Annotated in this window: 13 protein-coding genes; 11 read left to right on the top strand and 2 right to left on the bottom strand. The window is 54.3% G+C overall.

The window, feature by feature from the left end:
* Position 1: 1 nt before the first annotated feature.
* From ACN0V1_RS07345 to ACN0V1_RS07295, 11 genes are all read left to right on the top strand, one after another.
* Positions 2-1,342: a TRAP transporter large permease gene (locus ACN0V1_RS07345; RefSeq protein ID WP_417544366.1), complete on the top strand. Its 1,341-nt coding sequence runs from the start codon at positions 2-4 to the stop codon at positions 1,340-1,342.
* A 64-nt stretch (positions 1,343-1,406) separates the two neighbouring features.
* Entirely contained in the window at positions 1,407-1,895 is a 489-nt protein-coding gene (locus tag ACN0V1_RS07340) for a universal stress protein (protein ID WP_417544365.1), read from the top strand.
* A 35-nt stretch (positions 1,896-1,930) separates the two neighbouring features.
* Entirely contained in the window at positions 1,931-2,950 is a 1,020-nt protein-coding gene (locus ACN0V1_RS07335) for a YeiH family protein (RefSeq protein ID WP_417544395.1), read from the top strand.
* On the top strand, positions 2,950-3,150 hold the full coding sequence (gene thiS, locus ACN0V1_RS07330) for a sulfur carrier protein ThiS (RefSeq protein WP_417544364.1): 201 nt from the start codon (positions 2,950-2,952) through the stop codon (positions 3,148-3,150). The genes ACN0V1_RS07335 and thiS overlap by 1 nt, the downstream gene beginning before the upstream one ends.
* 75 nt (positions 3,151-3,225) lie before the next feature.
* Complete coding sequence (locus ACN0V1_RS07325) at positions 3,226-4,026, top strand: thiazole synthase (protein ID WP_417544363.1); 801 nt, start codon at positions 3,226-3,228, stop codon at positions 4,024-4,026.
* Positions 4,027-4,362: 336 nt separating this feature from the next.
* The gene (locus ACN0V1_RS07320; RefSeq protein ID WP_417544362.1) at positions 4,363-4,755 is read left to right on the top strand and encodes an acyl-CoA thioesterase; all 393 of its coding nucleotides are present in this window, start codon (positions 4,363-4,365) and stop codon (positions 4,753-4,755) included.
* Positions 4,756-4,804: 49 nt separating this feature from the next.
* Positions 4,805-5,704 carry a hypothetical protein gene (locus ACN0V1_RS07315; protein WP_417544361.1) on the top strand — a complete coding sequence of 300 codons (900 nt, stop codon included), beginning with the start codon at positions 4,805-4,807 and terminating at the stop codon, positions 5,702-5,704.
* A 185-nt stretch (positions 5,705-5,889) separates the two neighbouring features.
* The gene (locus tag ACN0V1_RS07310) at positions 5,890-6,915 is read left to right on the top strand and encodes an amino acid ABC transporter substrate-binding protein (protein ID WP_417544360.1); all 1,026 of its coding nucleotides are present in this window, start codon (positions 5,890-5,892) and stop codon (positions 6,913-6,915) included.
* A gap of 91 nt (positions 6,916-7,006) precedes the next feature.
* Positions 7,007-8,194 (top strand): amino acid ABC transporter permease, encoded by a 1,188-nt coding sequence (locus tag ACN0V1_RS07305; RefSeq protein WP_417544359.1) that lies wholly within the window; start codon positions 7,007-7,009, stop codon positions 8,192-8,194.
* The gene (locus tag ACN0V1_RS07300) at positions 8,194-9,279 is read left to right on the top strand and encodes an amino acid ABC transporter permease (protein ID WP_417544358.1); all 1,086 of its coding nucleotides are present in this window, start codon (positions 8,194-8,196) and stop codon (positions 9,277-9,279) included. The genes ACN0V1_RS07305 and ACN0V1_RS07300 overlap by 1 nt, the downstream gene beginning before the upstream one ends.
* 10 nt (positions 9,280-9,289) lie before the next feature.
* Positions 9,290-10,069 carry an amino acid ABC transporter ATP-binding protein gene (locus tag ACN0V1_RS07295; RefSeq protein WP_417544357.1) on the top strand — a complete coding sequence of 260 codons (780 nt, stop codon included), beginning with the start codon at positions 9,290-9,292 and terminating at the stop codon, positions 10,067-10,069.
* 40 nt (positions 10,070-10,109) lie between these two features.
* Here ACN0V1_RS07295 and ACN0V1_RS07290 read toward each other — a convergent pair whose 3' ends face one another.
* Positions 10,110-12,776, bottom strand: coding sequence for a mechanosensitive ion channel domain-containing protein (locus ACN0V1_RS07290; protein WP_417544356.1), 2,667 nt, complete (start codon positions 12,774-12,776; stop codon positions 10,110-10,112).
* A gap of 71 nt (positions 12,777-12,847) precedes the next feature.
* Positions 12,848-14,641, bottom strand: coding sequence for a glycerophosphodiester phosphodiesterase family protein (locus tag ACN0V1_RS07285; RefSeq protein ID WP_417544355.1), 1,794 nt, complete (start codon positions 14,639-14,641; stop codon positions 12,848-12,850).
* Between the last annotated feature and the right edge of the window lie 20 nt (positions 14,642-14,661).

The raw sequence follows: 14,661 nt of genomic DNA, 5'->3' as shown, positions 1-14,661 counted from the left end.
CATGGAATCTACACTGATTTATGTTCTTTTTGGTGCGTTCTTTTTACTGTTGGTTTTGGGTGCGCCCATCGCCATTTCTTTGGGTGTTGCCGCGCTGGCAACCTATCTGGCTCTGGGTGAAAACCCTCTAGCTTTTGTGCAAATGTCCTTTACTTCGGTGGGTGCCTTCCCGCTGATGGCACTACCGGCGTTTATTTTGGCTGGTGCGCTCATGGAGGCAGCGGGTATTTCCAAACGGCTGGTGGATATTGCTGAAGCTTTTGCCGGCCCGATGACTGGCGGGCTGGCTGCGGCCACGGTGTTTGCCTGTATGTTCTTCGGCGCCATTTCTGGCTCCGGCCCTGCCACCACTGCAGCCGTGGGTATGCTGATGATTCCGGCCATGACCAATCGCGGCTACGACCGTGGCTACGCATCGGCCATTACCGCCTCCTCCGGTGGTCTGGGCGTGGTTATTCCGCCGTCTATCCCAATGGTGATCTTCGGTATTTCCGGCATGGGCTTGCAGCCACCGGCTGAGGCTATTGCTCTTCACGGTGAGTTCCAAACCCTGTCTATACCCAAACTGTTTATTGCCGGTATTGTGCCGGGAATGGTGATTGCCGGCTTCCTGTTGACCGTCAACTATATTATTTCACGTAAACGCGGCTACCGCGGGCTGAGCGACCAATGGTCCTTTACGGATATCCGGATGGCCTTGCGCAAGGGTTTCTGGTCCATGCTGGCACCCATCATTATTTTGGGAGGTATTTACACCGGCCTGTTCACCCCGACTGAGTCTGCGGTTGTGGCCATTGTTTACACGCTGATTGTGGGTATTTTCCTGCACAAAGAACTGCTGTTGAAATCGGCGCTGCGAACGCTGGAAACCACCACTTGGATTACCGGACGGGTACTGCTCATTCTGTTCACAGCTACGGTATTTGGCCGGCTGTTGGTAGAAAACCGGGTGCCGGCGCATATTGCCGAAGTGATGCTCGGTGTGACTGACAACACCTATGCCATCTGGGCCATGATCATCAGCTTCCTGCTGTTTGTAGGCATGTTCATGGAAACCCTCGCGGCCATTATGATTCTGACGCCGGTACTGCTGCCCATCATGTACATGCTGGGTATGGATCCGGTGCACGTGGGTATCGTTGTGGTGTGCGCGCTGGCCATTGGCTTCCAGACGCCACCATTGGGTGAAAACCTATTTGTCGCCTCGGGGATAGGCGGCGCATCGATCGAAGAAATTTCGATGAAGGCGCTGCCCTTCGCGGCGGCCTCTATTGCAGCTCTGTTTGTGATCGCTTACATCCCCGAGCTGTCACTTTGGCTACCCGGCATGCTGGGCTACTGATGCAACACCGTTATTAATGCTATCCGCGATTCAGGGGGCAACCCTGAATCGCCAAGGAGACACCATGAGCCATAACATTGAACGCATTCTATGCAGCATTGGTATGCGCGGCAATTGCGATAACGTCATAGAGCAAAGCATCCGTCTGGCTTTCGCGACCGGCGCCAGTTTAGACATCCTGCACGTGGTCAAGTCGCTGTCAGACGACGTGCTCAGCACGCTGCGAAGCAATATCCGCGATCCCGAGGTACTGGGTTCTCTGATGGATCAGCGCATCGCGCAGGGTCGCAGTGAACTTGCAGCGGAACTGGAGGCATTCTGGAGCCGTAATCCGAAGTTAAAAGATTTGATGAAAGATCGCGTTATTGAGTTGTCCGTGCTGGAGGGGTATCCCGCGTCGGTGATCTGTCACTTTGCCAACCGCGGTGAATTCGACATGATCGTGATGGCCGCTAACAAGAAAACCTACATGGCCACCTACGCCGGTAAGGTTACCAAAGGCGTTATCAAGCGGGCCAAAGTGCCCGTAGTTGTCGTTCCGGTAGCACGCTAAACTTTTGGGAGTTATTGAGTATGTCGAGTATCCAGTTGTCCCGATTTTCATTGCCGGGTTTGTTTGGCGCCGGGCAAAAGGTCATGCCGGGTGTGATGATTTGCGTCACCATCGCCTTAGCCACCACCTTTATCGCTGACCACTATGGCGGCCCTACACTTCTGTACGCCCTGTTGTTCGGGATGACACTACACTTTCTGACCGAAGAAGGCCACTGCTTGGCCGGCGTGGAATTTTCTTCGCGCACCATTTTGCGCCTGGGTGTGGCTTTGCTGGGTGTGCGTATCACCCTTGAGCAGGTTGCGGAGCTCGGTATTGGCCCCGTGTTAACGGTTATTCTGGGTGTAACCCTAACCATTACGGTGGGCGCTTTACTAGCACGCGTGCTCGGCCTTAGCCGCGAGATGGGGCTGTTGACCGGTGGCTCTGTGGCTATTTGTGGCGCGTCTGCAGCCTTGGCGCTGTCGGCGGTTATGCCGCGCAATGAAATTCAGGAGCGCAACACTATCCTGACGGTGGTTGCGGTAACTACGCTATCCACCTTGGCGATGATTACCTACCCGCTGATTGTGACGGCCTTGGGCCTGAGCGACACTGATGCTGGTATTCTGCTGGGCGGCACTATCCACGATGTGGCTCAGGTTGTCGGCGCCGGCTATATGATGTCTGAGGGCACCGGTGATGTGTCCACCTTCGTAAAACTGTTGCGCGTGGCTATGCTGGTGCCGGCAGTGATGGTGTTCATCTTTTTGTTTCGACGCAGCCGTCAGGAATCCGACAGCGGTAAAGTGCCGGCTCTGCCGAGCTTTCTGGTAGCTTTTGTGGTGCTGGTGCTGATAAACAGCCTGGGCTGGATTCCGCCGGCAGTCACCGATGTGTTCACAGACATGTCGCGCTGGTGCCTGGTAACGGCCATCGCCGCGCTGGGTATTAAGACGTCATTTCAGAAACTGGCGGTGGTGGGCTGGAAACCGGTGATTCTAATGGTCGCTGAAACTGTGTTCCTGTTGCTGCTGGTGATGGCGTGCATTCACTTCGGGCTGGCGGGTTTGTAATGGAAATCACAGTTAATGGTGAGCCCAGGCTACTGACCGGCCCCACCACCGTGCACCAGTTTCTGCAGAACGGTGAACTGGATTTGCGGCGGGTCGCGGTGGAATTGAACGAAGAAATTGTGCCCCGTAGCCAACATCAAATACGGCAGCTTTACGCTGGCGACCGGCTTGAAATTGTTCACGCCATCGGTGGTGGTTAGCACGACGAAAACATACGCAACCAAACCATTCCCTCACCGTTGTCGGCGGGAAATGGTTAAAAATGGGAAACAAAGATGTCAAAGCAATCCGTGGATAAACCACTGATCATAGCCGGGCGCCAGTTTGAGTCTCGCCTTATGGTGGGTACCGGCCGCTACAAAGATTACGATGAAACCGCACGGGCACTCTACGAAAGCGGCACCGAAGTGGTGACTTTTGCGGTACGCCGCACCAGTATCGGCCAGAACCCCGATGAGCCCAATTTGCTGGATGCGTTACCGCCCGATCGCTACACCCTGCTGCCCAACACCGCTGGCTGCTATGACGCCCGTTCTGCGGTGCGCACCTGTAAGCTAGCCCGCGAGCTGCTGGACGGTCACAACTTGGTTAAGCTGGAAGTATTGGGCGACGACAGCACTCTGTATCCGAACGTGGTAGAAACCCTGAAGGCCGCGGAAGAGCTGATTCGCGACGGTTTCGATGTGATGGCCTACACCAGTGATGACCCCATTGTGGCGTTGGAATTGGAAAAGCTGGGCTGCTGCGCGGTGATGCCTTTAGGCTCGTTGATCGGCTCTGGATGCGGTATTCAGAACCCGCACAATATTCGCCTGATTATCGAGCGTGCCAGCGTGCCGGTGCTGATTGACGCCGGTATTGGGGCTGCCTCTGAAGCCGCCTTTGCCATGGAGCTGGGCTGCGATGCCGTGTTGATGAACTCTGCCATTGCTCACTCGCCAGACCCAGTCATCATGGCCCGCGCCATGCGCTTGGCAGTGCAGGCTGGTCGCGAAGCGTTTCTGGCAGGGCGAATGCCGCGTCGCGAGCTGGCTGACCCTTCCTCTCCTCTGGCCGGGCGTATCGCCACGGTCTGACCACCTGACGAGGTGAGGGTGCAGAGCCGGTGCCCGCCGGAAACGGTGAGGTCGCACTCTGGTCTGTATTCGGGAGTAAGTCCGTGTTGAGCGGTAGATTGCCAAAGCGCCTGCACCGGCGATTAAGGCAGTTGGGTTACCAACCGCCCTTCAAATCGATCTGGATGAAAAACTGGCACAATGCGCGGAGTCCACTGGTCAGCTATGCATGCCCAATCGTTGGTTGCACGATGACTTAGGGTTGGTCGATCTGACCCGCCAACGCCTCACCCTACTCGATATGTAACGTTGACATAGGGTGTATAGTACCTGGATTTAACCACCAGGAAAGATGGCATGTTTTACGATGAGCTTCAGCCCCGCTTCAGTGACACAGATGCTTTGGGTCATATCAGCAATACGACACTGCCCGTCTGGTTTGAGCAGGCCAGAATGCCGTTGTTCAAGATCTTCCACCCAACCCTGGACGTGAAAACCTGGCCTCTGATCATCGCCCGTGTGGAAATTGACTTTGTGGCACAGAGCTACTGGCACCTGCCAGTTGAAGTTCGTACAGGCGTCGGCAAAATAGGAAACAGCTCGTTTCAGGTGGTTCAGGAAGCCTGGCAAGATGGCAAGATGATTGCGCGCGGCAATGCGGTGTTGATTCACTTTGATTATAACTCAGAGAAAGCCCTCGCTATTCCTGATGACATCCGGGCAGAGCTGTCCGGTCACCTCGCTGAATAGCCTGACCCATGCACCAGCCGGCAACCTGTCGATATAACGAGGTGGTTCAGTGAATAACGCAAAATTCGCGCTAATTGTATTGTCAGTCATCATACTCGTTGGTGGGTGTGACTCGGTTTCGCAAGCTACGGATACCGCTGGAGTTGCGGCAAAGGGGGCAGCGGAAGAGGGTGTTCAAAAGGACGTTTTATTGGCGCTTGAACCGGACGAAATGGACTGGGTAGGGCAACAGATTTTTAACAATGAATGTAATGGGCAGTTTCAGTGCCTTGTTCACTGGAATGATGGAGAGGCGTTTCCCTCGCTGGGGATTGGGCACTTTATATGGTACCCGGAAGGGGCAGATGAACTTTTTGTGGAGAGCTTCCCGAAACTTATTCAATATATGATCCAGCGGCAAGCACCGGTGCCTGAATGGCTCAGGGAGCTTGAGCCTTTCGATGCTCCCTGGGGAGACAAAGCAGTGTTTGAGTCTGCCAAAAATTCAGTCAGAGTGGCCGAGCTTCGGGAATTTCTGGCTGGCACTCAGGGAATTCAAGCAGAGTTTATTTTCCGTCGCGCTCAGTCCTCCCTTGCAGTGATCGTTGAGTCGGTGCCCACGGACCGGAAATCACAACTACAAGCCGATCTGGAGGCACTGAGCGCTACACCGGGTGGCATCTATGCATTGATGGACTATGTCAACTTCAAGGGAGAGGGCCTTTCAGACACAGAGTGCTACAACGGTATGGGCTGGGGGCTTCGGCAGGTTCTTCTGGCCATGGAGCCCAACCCGGAAACCATAGCGCTGGAACGCTTTCGGGATGCAGCTGCCAAGGTTCTGACCCGAAGAGCTGACAACGCAGACGATCCGATCGAGAGAACCCGCTGGCTAAAAGGATGGCTGAAACGTCTGGAAACCTACAAGGAACCCGACGGTGTTCCCAACTCTGCAGAAAAAACCCCCTAATAATTAGTTGTATTTCCGAACTTTGTTCTACCTTGTAATAATAAGACTCTATGTTGCCGCCTAAAAGTGACGCGTCGCATTTCGCGACGTGTGGCTTGCTTAGGGCTGGCTCACTGTCTCAGGTAAGCCCGAACGGTGACGAGAGTCTGGAAGGTAAAAACAAACAGACGTTCGGAGAAACAACAATGAAAAAAGCAATATCCGTAGCCGTTGGTATGGCGCTTGTTGCAGGCGCGCTTACGACAACCAGCGTATTTGCAGCAACAACGCTGGAAAGCGTAAAACAAAAAGGTCACCTCCAGTGTGGTGTGACCAGTGGTCTTCCTGGGTTTTCCCAACCGGATGAGAAAGGCAACTGGACGGGAATTGATGTGGATACCTGCCGGGCAGTAGCTGCAGCTGTCTTTGGAGATGCAAAGGCCGTTGAATTTACACCCCTGACCGCCAAAGAGCGCTTCACTGCGTTGCAGTCGGGCGAAATTGACATACTGTCCAGAAATACCACCTGGACGCTTACCCGAGATGCATCGCTGGGGCTTAACTTTGCGGGTGTGAACTATTACGACGGGCAGGGATTTCTTGTTAACAAGGACATTGGCGTAGATGACGCGACCCAGCTCGATGGTGCCACCGTGTGCATCCAGGCGGGAACAACCACCGAGCTGAATCTCTCGGATTATTTCCGTGCCAAAGGCATGGATTTCAAACCAATCGTTTTTGACACGTCGGAGCAATCTGTTCAGGGGTTTGCTGCGGGGCGCTGTGATGTCCTGACATCCGATCGGTCTCAGCTCGCCGCTTTGCGATCCAAGCTTTCCGATCCGAATTCCGCAAAAATTCTGCCTAATACGATTTCGAAAGAACCTCTTGGGCCGGTTGTGCGACAGGGTGACGACGAGTGGTTCAACATCGTTAAGTGGGTATTGTTCGTTCAGATCAACGCGGAGGAGCTGGGGATTACCGAGGCCAATGTGGACGACATGCTGAAGTCGGATAACCCGAATGTCCAGCGTCTGCTGGGAACGGATGGCGACATGGGCGCTAAATTGGGCGTTCCGGATGACTTTGGGTATGCCATCGTGAAGCAGGTTGGTAACTACGGCGAAATGTACGACCGCAATGTTGGCCCTGATACGGCCCTCGGTCTTGAGCGAGGTATCAACGCCCTCTGGACAGATGGTGGCATTATATACGCGCCACCAGTGCGCTAATACCTGAAAGGCTTCACCGGGGGTGTTCTTGCAATGCACCCGGTGTTAACTCTGACGCTGTGTATTGCAGGGAAGCTTTTCGGGACAAGGCATGAAAAAACAATCTATTGATTCCAGATCCGCCAGGCCCAAACCCTGGTACGACCCCCGCATCCGAGCGCTGTTTTTCCAGGTTATTACACTGGCTGTAGTGTTCTGGGCCGGCTGGGTTCTGATTGACAATACTCTCTCGAATATGGAAAGCCGGGGCATCAGCACCGGTTTCGGATTCCTTGATGAGACTGCCGGCTTCGGCATCATCATGCATCTGGTGCCTTTTGATGCAACCATGTCTTACGGGCGCACATTCTGGGTGGGTTTGACCAATACCCTGCTGGTGTCTGCCATGGGTGTCGTTGCTGCAACCATCATCGGGTTCCTGGTTGGCGTTGCGCGCCTGTCGAGTAACTGGCTGGTGGCGAAAATCGCACTGGTTTATATCGAAGTCATTCGCAATATCCCGCTTTTGCTGCAAATATTTTTTTGGTACTTCGCGGTGCTCGCCAGCCTGCCAGCGCCACGGCAGAGTGTGGAGATTGGTGGCGCATTTTTCCTGAATAACCGGGGGCTGTATCTGCCCGGGCCGGTAACCCAGGACGGCTTTGGGCTGGTCTGGGGAGCCGTTCTGGTGGCCATTGCGGCGGTTGTTGGTCTGCGGAGCTGGGCCAAAAAGCGTCAGAAGGCGAGCGGCCAGATCTTTCCGACAGTCAAGGTGAGTATCGCGCTTTTGGTTCTTTTGCCGCTTGTCGCGTTCCTAATCGCGGGCCAACCTCTGGAATGGGATTTGCCTGCATTGAAAGGGTTCAATTTTGGCGGAGGTATTTCGCTGATCCCCGAGCTGGCGGCCCTGTGGGTTGCGCTTTCGCTCTACACGGCGAGCTTTATCGCGGAAATTGTACGCTCCGGTATTCTGGCGGTTAGCAAGGGGCAAACAGAAGCCTCCAAGGCCCTCGGTCTGCCAAATGGTCTGACTCTGAGGCTGATTGTTATTCCCCAGGCGATGCGGGTCATTATTCCGCCGCTCACCAGCCAGTACCTGAACCTCGTTAAAAACTCGTCACTGGCGACAGCCATCGGTTACCCGGACCTGGTTTCTGTATTTATGGGCACCACCCTGAATCAGACAGGTCAGGCGGTGGAGGTTGTTGCCATTACGATGGGTGTATACCTTACGATCAGTCTGCTGATTTCACTGCTCATGAACCTGTATAACCGGGCTGTGGAGATCAAGGAGCGATGATGACCGAATCGACGATTAAACCACCCAAAAAGAACCCCGGGCCGGTCAAGTGGATGCGCACGCATCTGTTTTCCAGTTGGTATAACACCTTGCTGACCCTGGTGGTTGGCTACCTGCTGGTTACCAGTGTCGGACCCTTGGTGAACTGGGTGTTTCTGGACGCCACCTTCGAGGGCGCCGGCCCAGGGGATTGCGTGGGGGAGGGCGCTTGCTGGCTGTTTGTAAATCAGCGCCTGAACTTCTTTATTTATGGTTTCTATCCGGACGAGCTTCAATGGCGGGTCGATATCATGTTCGCATTGTTGGCTCTGGCGTTCGTGCCTCAATTTATTGAAGGGTTCCCTGGCCGTAAATGGCTCGGAATCTTCGGTATGACAGGCCTGCCGATAATTGGTTACATGCTGATCCCGGGAGGAATTCTGGGGTTGGAAGAAGTGGAAAGCTCAAAGTGGGGCGGTCTCATGCTCACACTCATCCTGGCTTATATCGGAATCCTGGCCTCTCTGCCTATCGGAATTCTGCTTGCCATCGGGCGCCGATCGGACATGCCTATTATTCGCGGCCTCTGCGTGGTGTTTATCGAAGTCTGGCGGGCCGTGCCGCTGATTACGGTGTTGTTCATGGCCTCAGTGATGCTGCCTTTGTTTCTTCCGGAGGGGGTAAGCTTCGAAAAGCTGGTGCGGGCACTGATTGGCATTACATTGTGGCAGTCGGCTTACATGGCAGAGGTCATAAGGGGCGGGCTTCAGGCTATCCCTCGAGGGCAGTATGAGGCGGCTGGCGCCCTGGGCCTTGGCTATTGGCGCAAGATGGGATTGGTTATTCTGCCCCAGGCATTGAAGCTGGTTATTCCCGGCATCGTGAATACGTTCATCGCACTGTTCAAGGACACCACCCTGGTGCTGATTATTGGCCTGTTCGATATTCTCGGCGCGGTTCAGTCAACGATAGCAGACCCGGCCTGGCAAAACGTCGCTATAGAGGGCTATGTCTTCGTGGCCTTCTGTTTCTGGGTGTTCTGTTTCGGGATTTCCCGCTCCAGCCAGAACCTCGAACGCAAACTCGATACCGGCCACAAAACCTGATGGTAAAACTATGACGCAACATTCCGAATCTACAGAAACACAGGCGGAGAAAAAGCCGGGCATTATCCGTGTGGAAGGTATGCACAAGTGGTATGGCGACTTTCACGTGCTCAAAGACCTCAACCTGGCGGTTGATCAGGGCGAGCGCATTGTAATCTGTGGCCCGTCCGGCTCAGGCAAATCCACGTTTATCCGGTGTATCAATCGCCTTGAAGAGCATCAACAGGGTAGGATCATTGTTGATGACGTTGAGCTTACCGATGATGTCCGTCATATAGACAGAGTGCGCCGGGAAGTGGGCATGGTGTTCCAGCACTTTAACCTGTTTCCTCACCTCACCGTGCTGGAAAACTGCTGTCTGTCGCCTATATGGGTGCGCAAGTTACCTCGTCGGGAAGCCGAAGCAGCTGCCATGGAGTACCTTGAGCGGGTAAAGATTCCGGACCAGGCTACCAAGTATCCCGGGCAGCTGTCAGGTGGCCAGCAACAACGTGTGGCCATTGCGAGGGCTTTGTGCATGAAGCCCAAAATCATGTTGTTTGATGAGCCCACGTCGGCGCTTGATCCGGAGATGATCAAAGAAGTTCTCGACGTTATGATCGAGCTTGCCGGTAGCGGCATGACCATGATCTGCGTGACCCATGAAATGGGCTTTGCCAAAACGGTCGCGGACCGTGTGATCTTCATGGACGCCGGCGAGATTGTCGAAGAGGCTCCGCCCACGGAATTTTTCAGCAAGCCCAAGGAGCCACGCACACAGAAGTTTCTGCAGCAGATTCTGCAGCATTAATAAACCGTTACTTGTTGGCAGGCACTCGGCCAGACCTACCTTATTGGGGGGCTGGTCGAGTGCCCGGAAGAGTATCAGGAAGAGTGCGTACATGAATATCCCGCTGCGGGTAGGGGATATCGATACCAGCCTCCATTAACGCCTGAGTAATGCCTGCGTGTATTTCATGAGATAGCGGCATGATGTCCACCAGATCTTTTACAAACACCCTTACCTCGAAACTAATACTGCTGTCTGCAAGACCGACGCAGAAAACCTCAGGTACCGGGTCATCCACCACTCGCGTATTATCGCGGGCCAACTGGAGAAGTATGCCCTGCACCTTGTCAACATCGGAGCCATAGGCAACGCCCACACGCAGAATGACGCGGGTAATTGGATCCGACAGAGTCCAGTTGGTCAGGTCCTGAGTAACGAAGGTTTTGTTGGGAATAATCTGTTCTTTCCGGTCCCAGTCCACTAGTGTCGTGGCGCGAATACGTATGCGTGAGACCGTTCCGGTAATGCCATCAATGGTCACCGTATCACCTACCCGGATCGGGCGTTCGAACAGGAGGATGATGCCAGATACAAAGTTGGCGACGATTTCCTGTAATCCAAAGCCAAGTCCCACCCCGAGTGCTGCGACCAGCCACTGTAGTTTGGACCATTGAACACCTATCACGCCAAGACAGACCACCACGCCCGTGAGTACAAGAACGTAGGTGGTGATTGTTGTGATGGCGTAGCCGGAGCCCGGTTCCAGATTCATTCGGCTCAGTATCGTTACCTCCAGGGTCCCTGGGAGATTTTTTGCCGCAAGAACAGTGCCGGCTGCTACGAGCAGAGCGAGCAGCACATCTGCAAGTGTGATGGGTAGCGGGTCGCCGCCCTGTAGGTCGGTAGCGATGGACCACAAGGTGATGTTGTTAAACAACTGAAGCGCTGGAATCACGTCGGCCCAGAGGAGGAGCAGGCCAGTGATGGCGAGAGCAGAGATCACAATCTTTAGCAACGAAGAGCTTTGTTGGCTGATGTCCTTGAGATTCATTTCAGGCATATCCAGGGTCTGAGGCACGCTTTCACTGGATGAATCGGCGGCCTCTTTGGCCTCCGCTGCCTTGCGTTCAGCAACGCGTTGTTCCTGGAGACGCTCGAGGGTGAGCCTGCGCTCACGCACGGAAAGTGCCCGTAAGCCCACGTAGTAAAGTAGTGAATTAAAGGCCAGCCAGCAGATGCTGATGAACAGATTGCGCTCAAGCTGCAGGGCCGTGTAGTGGTAGCCGATCAAGGATGCTGAGGCCAATATAAGAGGGGCCGCAACCGCAATAACATGAAGGAGTAGCAAAAAGTTACTGTGGGATTTGTAAGCCCGCACTGCTTTCATGAGTCGCTGCGCGAATACGGCCAGTGCGATGGAAACCAGGGTGAATAGCAGTCGGCCAAGACTATCATCAAATCGGGTGCCTTCAGGCGTTGAGCTTGTTGAAGTGGTAATAACGACCACTGGAATAACAAACACCATAAGAAGGGGCAGTTCCCGGCGAATAACCAGTAGGGAGTTGGTATTCCAGTGAAAGTGGCTTTCTCCAAGCCCTTTTTTACGGGCCACATTGCGGATGAAAGCGAGCAAAAACATAACAAAGGCGGCCGCCGTAACGCCTTTCGAAAGCGCAGAGTAAAATGCGCTGCCATCCATCAGCACCAAAGCAGTCAGAGAAAAAACAAGAACCCCCGGTAATGCCAGCAGAATACTGTTGATCAGTGCCTGCAGGGTAAAAGCGGTTCGGTCGTGGCCAACGTTTCCGATATGGCGGCTGTTATCCAGGAGGTTGTTTTTGATTGCCTTGCGCTTTAGCAGCAGCACGATTAGAAGCAGTGCCACCAACCCTGTGCGAATTCCGCGCTCACTCACAGAGCGGGTAATGGCTTCGCTCAATGCATCAAAACGCAATTGCGAGATAAACCACCTGGCAGATTCGTAAAGCTCCCCGGCGGTTTCTGCACTGACGGCGGCTGCACTGGGAAGCCAGAATAATCGTTGCTGCAAGAGCTTCTGATATTCCTGAACCTGATCCTGAAGAGTCGTCACCGTACTGTAGTATTCATTGAGCACATCGATGTGTTCGGTAACGGCTTTATGCAACTCGCGCAGCAATTTGGAGCGAAGGCTCCGCAGTTGGCCGCGCGCATCGCTACCCGGCTCTGCTATTGCTTCAAACTCTTCCAGCCTCAGTTGTTCCTCTCTTGCAGAGGAGAGCTTGTTTTCAATGCCTTCGATAAGGTCGCTGGCAATGCTCTGTCTTTGCAGACGCTCAAGCCTCTGTTTCAAAAGATCGGCATAGCTGGCGGTCAGATTGAGCCCGGCCTTCTCCAACCTCAGTTCAAAACTCTTATACTCATCCTGCAGGCGGGACAAAATGGATTCGGCGTAGGTCAACCGTTCCTGGCTCTCTCTAACCGCAGCCTGGCGTTGTTCAAGGGCTGTCTGCAGTGCACGAATCTGCTCCTGTATGTCAGCATTGATCGCGTCAGGCAGTTTGATTTCCGGAGGTGCGTCCGTGCTGGCCTCTAATTCCGGTTGCACCGCCGGGCGTGCTTCTTCCGGTTGCTTGGTAGCTTTCTCGCTGGTGTCTTCGGCCAGAACAGCGAGGGAGGAAAAACAGAGCAGAAGAACCCCGGCCAGCCATGTTGTTAAAAATGCATAACGGGTAGGGTGTTGCTTCATGTATTTGCGTTCCTTGCTTGGGGCAGTTATGGCCGAGTGTCGATTCAAGATTAGACTATTTTATCTGCGCATCAACGCAGCCAGTTGTGGAGTTTGGTTGCCAGCAACTCGGTATCGGACAGGTTTTTCCGTTCCTGAAGGATGTCGGCAAGCACCTCTGGGCGGTCCGTAATAATGTTATCCACACCCATATCGATAAAGCGTGACATCGCTTCTGGATGGTTAACGGTCCATACATGAAGCTCGTTTTCCGCCCGGTGGGCTCTTGCAATGGTCGCCGGCGTTACGCGGTTTGCGCGCAGGGCCAGTATGTCGTAGTTATCCGCCCACAATGGCCCCATCACAAACTGTGCGATCAGTGCTGTTTTCAGTCGAGGCTCCTGTCTTTTTGCTTCTTGAAGAGTGAGCCAGTCTGCGGCAGCAACGATTGTTCCATCGACTGCTTCCATACGTTGGAGAAGCTCGACGACGGTTTGCGTCAGGTGCGGCGTGTTGCGGTCAGGTTTCAGCTCGATAAAGAGCTTTGCCCGCCCGTCCGCAGTTTCCACAGCCTGAGCCAGCGTGGCAATCCTTTCTTTCGCAAAATCGGTGTTGAACCAACTCCCGGCATCAAGATCCCGCATATCCTGATAACGCACATCGCTGATTCGCTTTCTCAAACCAAAAATCCGGTTCATATCGGCATCGTGCCAGAGAACCGGTACGCCGTCTGCGGTCAGTTGCACGTCGATTTCGATATAGTCTGAACCATCCTTTATTGCCTGCTCAATGGAGCTGAGGGTGTTCTCCGGCGCTTTTAACGAACTGCCTCGGTGCGCTGTAATGCTGACATCCTCCCTTTGCTCCAGTGCGCTAACCACCAGCCAGGCCTGGCTCAGGGCGAGCACGACCACAAGGAGTTCCGCCGTCCAGGCTTTGAGCCCGGCATGTTCCGGAACGGTGAGGCGCTTTGCAGACACGACACCACTTGTCTTCTGGTACAGGCTGACAACGAACGCACCATAAACTGAGACGCCCAGAAACGTCGCCGCAATACCCATGAGAATATAGGCAGCGATAAGGACCAGCACCGCTGTAGCAAGCATGTCTTTGTGAGCTTGCAGAGCAGCAAAGATGCCTGCAGCAATCTGGTCGAAAGCGAAGGTCACCAGAACGGGCAGTGACAGTATGGCAATCAGCCCACAAATCAGCAGCCCGCTGGCATACCCTTTGTGCCCACGGGTCAACCGTGTGCTTTCGTGAAGCGCCTCGGCGGGCGAAAAGCTTTGCAGCATCAGGCAAGGTACGGCCAATATCCAGCGCAGGTAGAGAAAGCCGTTACACAAAAGAATGCCAAGGCCAGAGAAAGCCGCACAGGCGATAAACCACCAGAGTTCGGGTGGCTTTTCGATGCGAAGCAGATACGGATCGTAAAGGTTAAGCAGCCATGACCATGCGAGCCCGGTGGCAGCAAGGAAAGGCAGAGCGATCATCAGATGTGTGAACACCTGGAGGAGGGTCAGCTTTATCAAAGGCAGAAAGCTGCGGGTTATTCCCCATAGCGCGCGCAGGGCCGTCCGGTACGGCTGGTGCTGCGGCGCTGCCGCAATAAGTGTGATGCCGGCCTGTTGCACCAGGAACGTCAGTGCGGCCAGGTTCAGGCTGACCACAACCCAGAGAATACCTCCAGGGGACACCAGAAATTCGATGATCCCACCGGTGCTGATGGCACCATCTCCCGTCACAGGCCGCAATGAGGCCAAGGCCCATGTGAGGGATGGTGTGATGATGGCCAGTGCAAGGCCGGAAAAAAACAGATAGAACGTCAGGAGCGCCCGGCGATGGAGGTTAAGAATGTTCAGTGTGCTGGCTATCGACGTTTTCATGGATCAGGGATTTCAGAGTT

It is taken from the genome of Marinobacter sp. (genome assembly GCF_048266785.1).
Taxonomy (GTDB): Bacteria; Pseudomonadota; Gammaproteobacteria; order Pseudomonadales; family Oleiphilaceae; genus Marinobacter.
The sequence above is the reverse complement of the archived record's forward strand: the minus strand, read 5'-3'. Positions and strand labels throughout refer to the sequence as shown.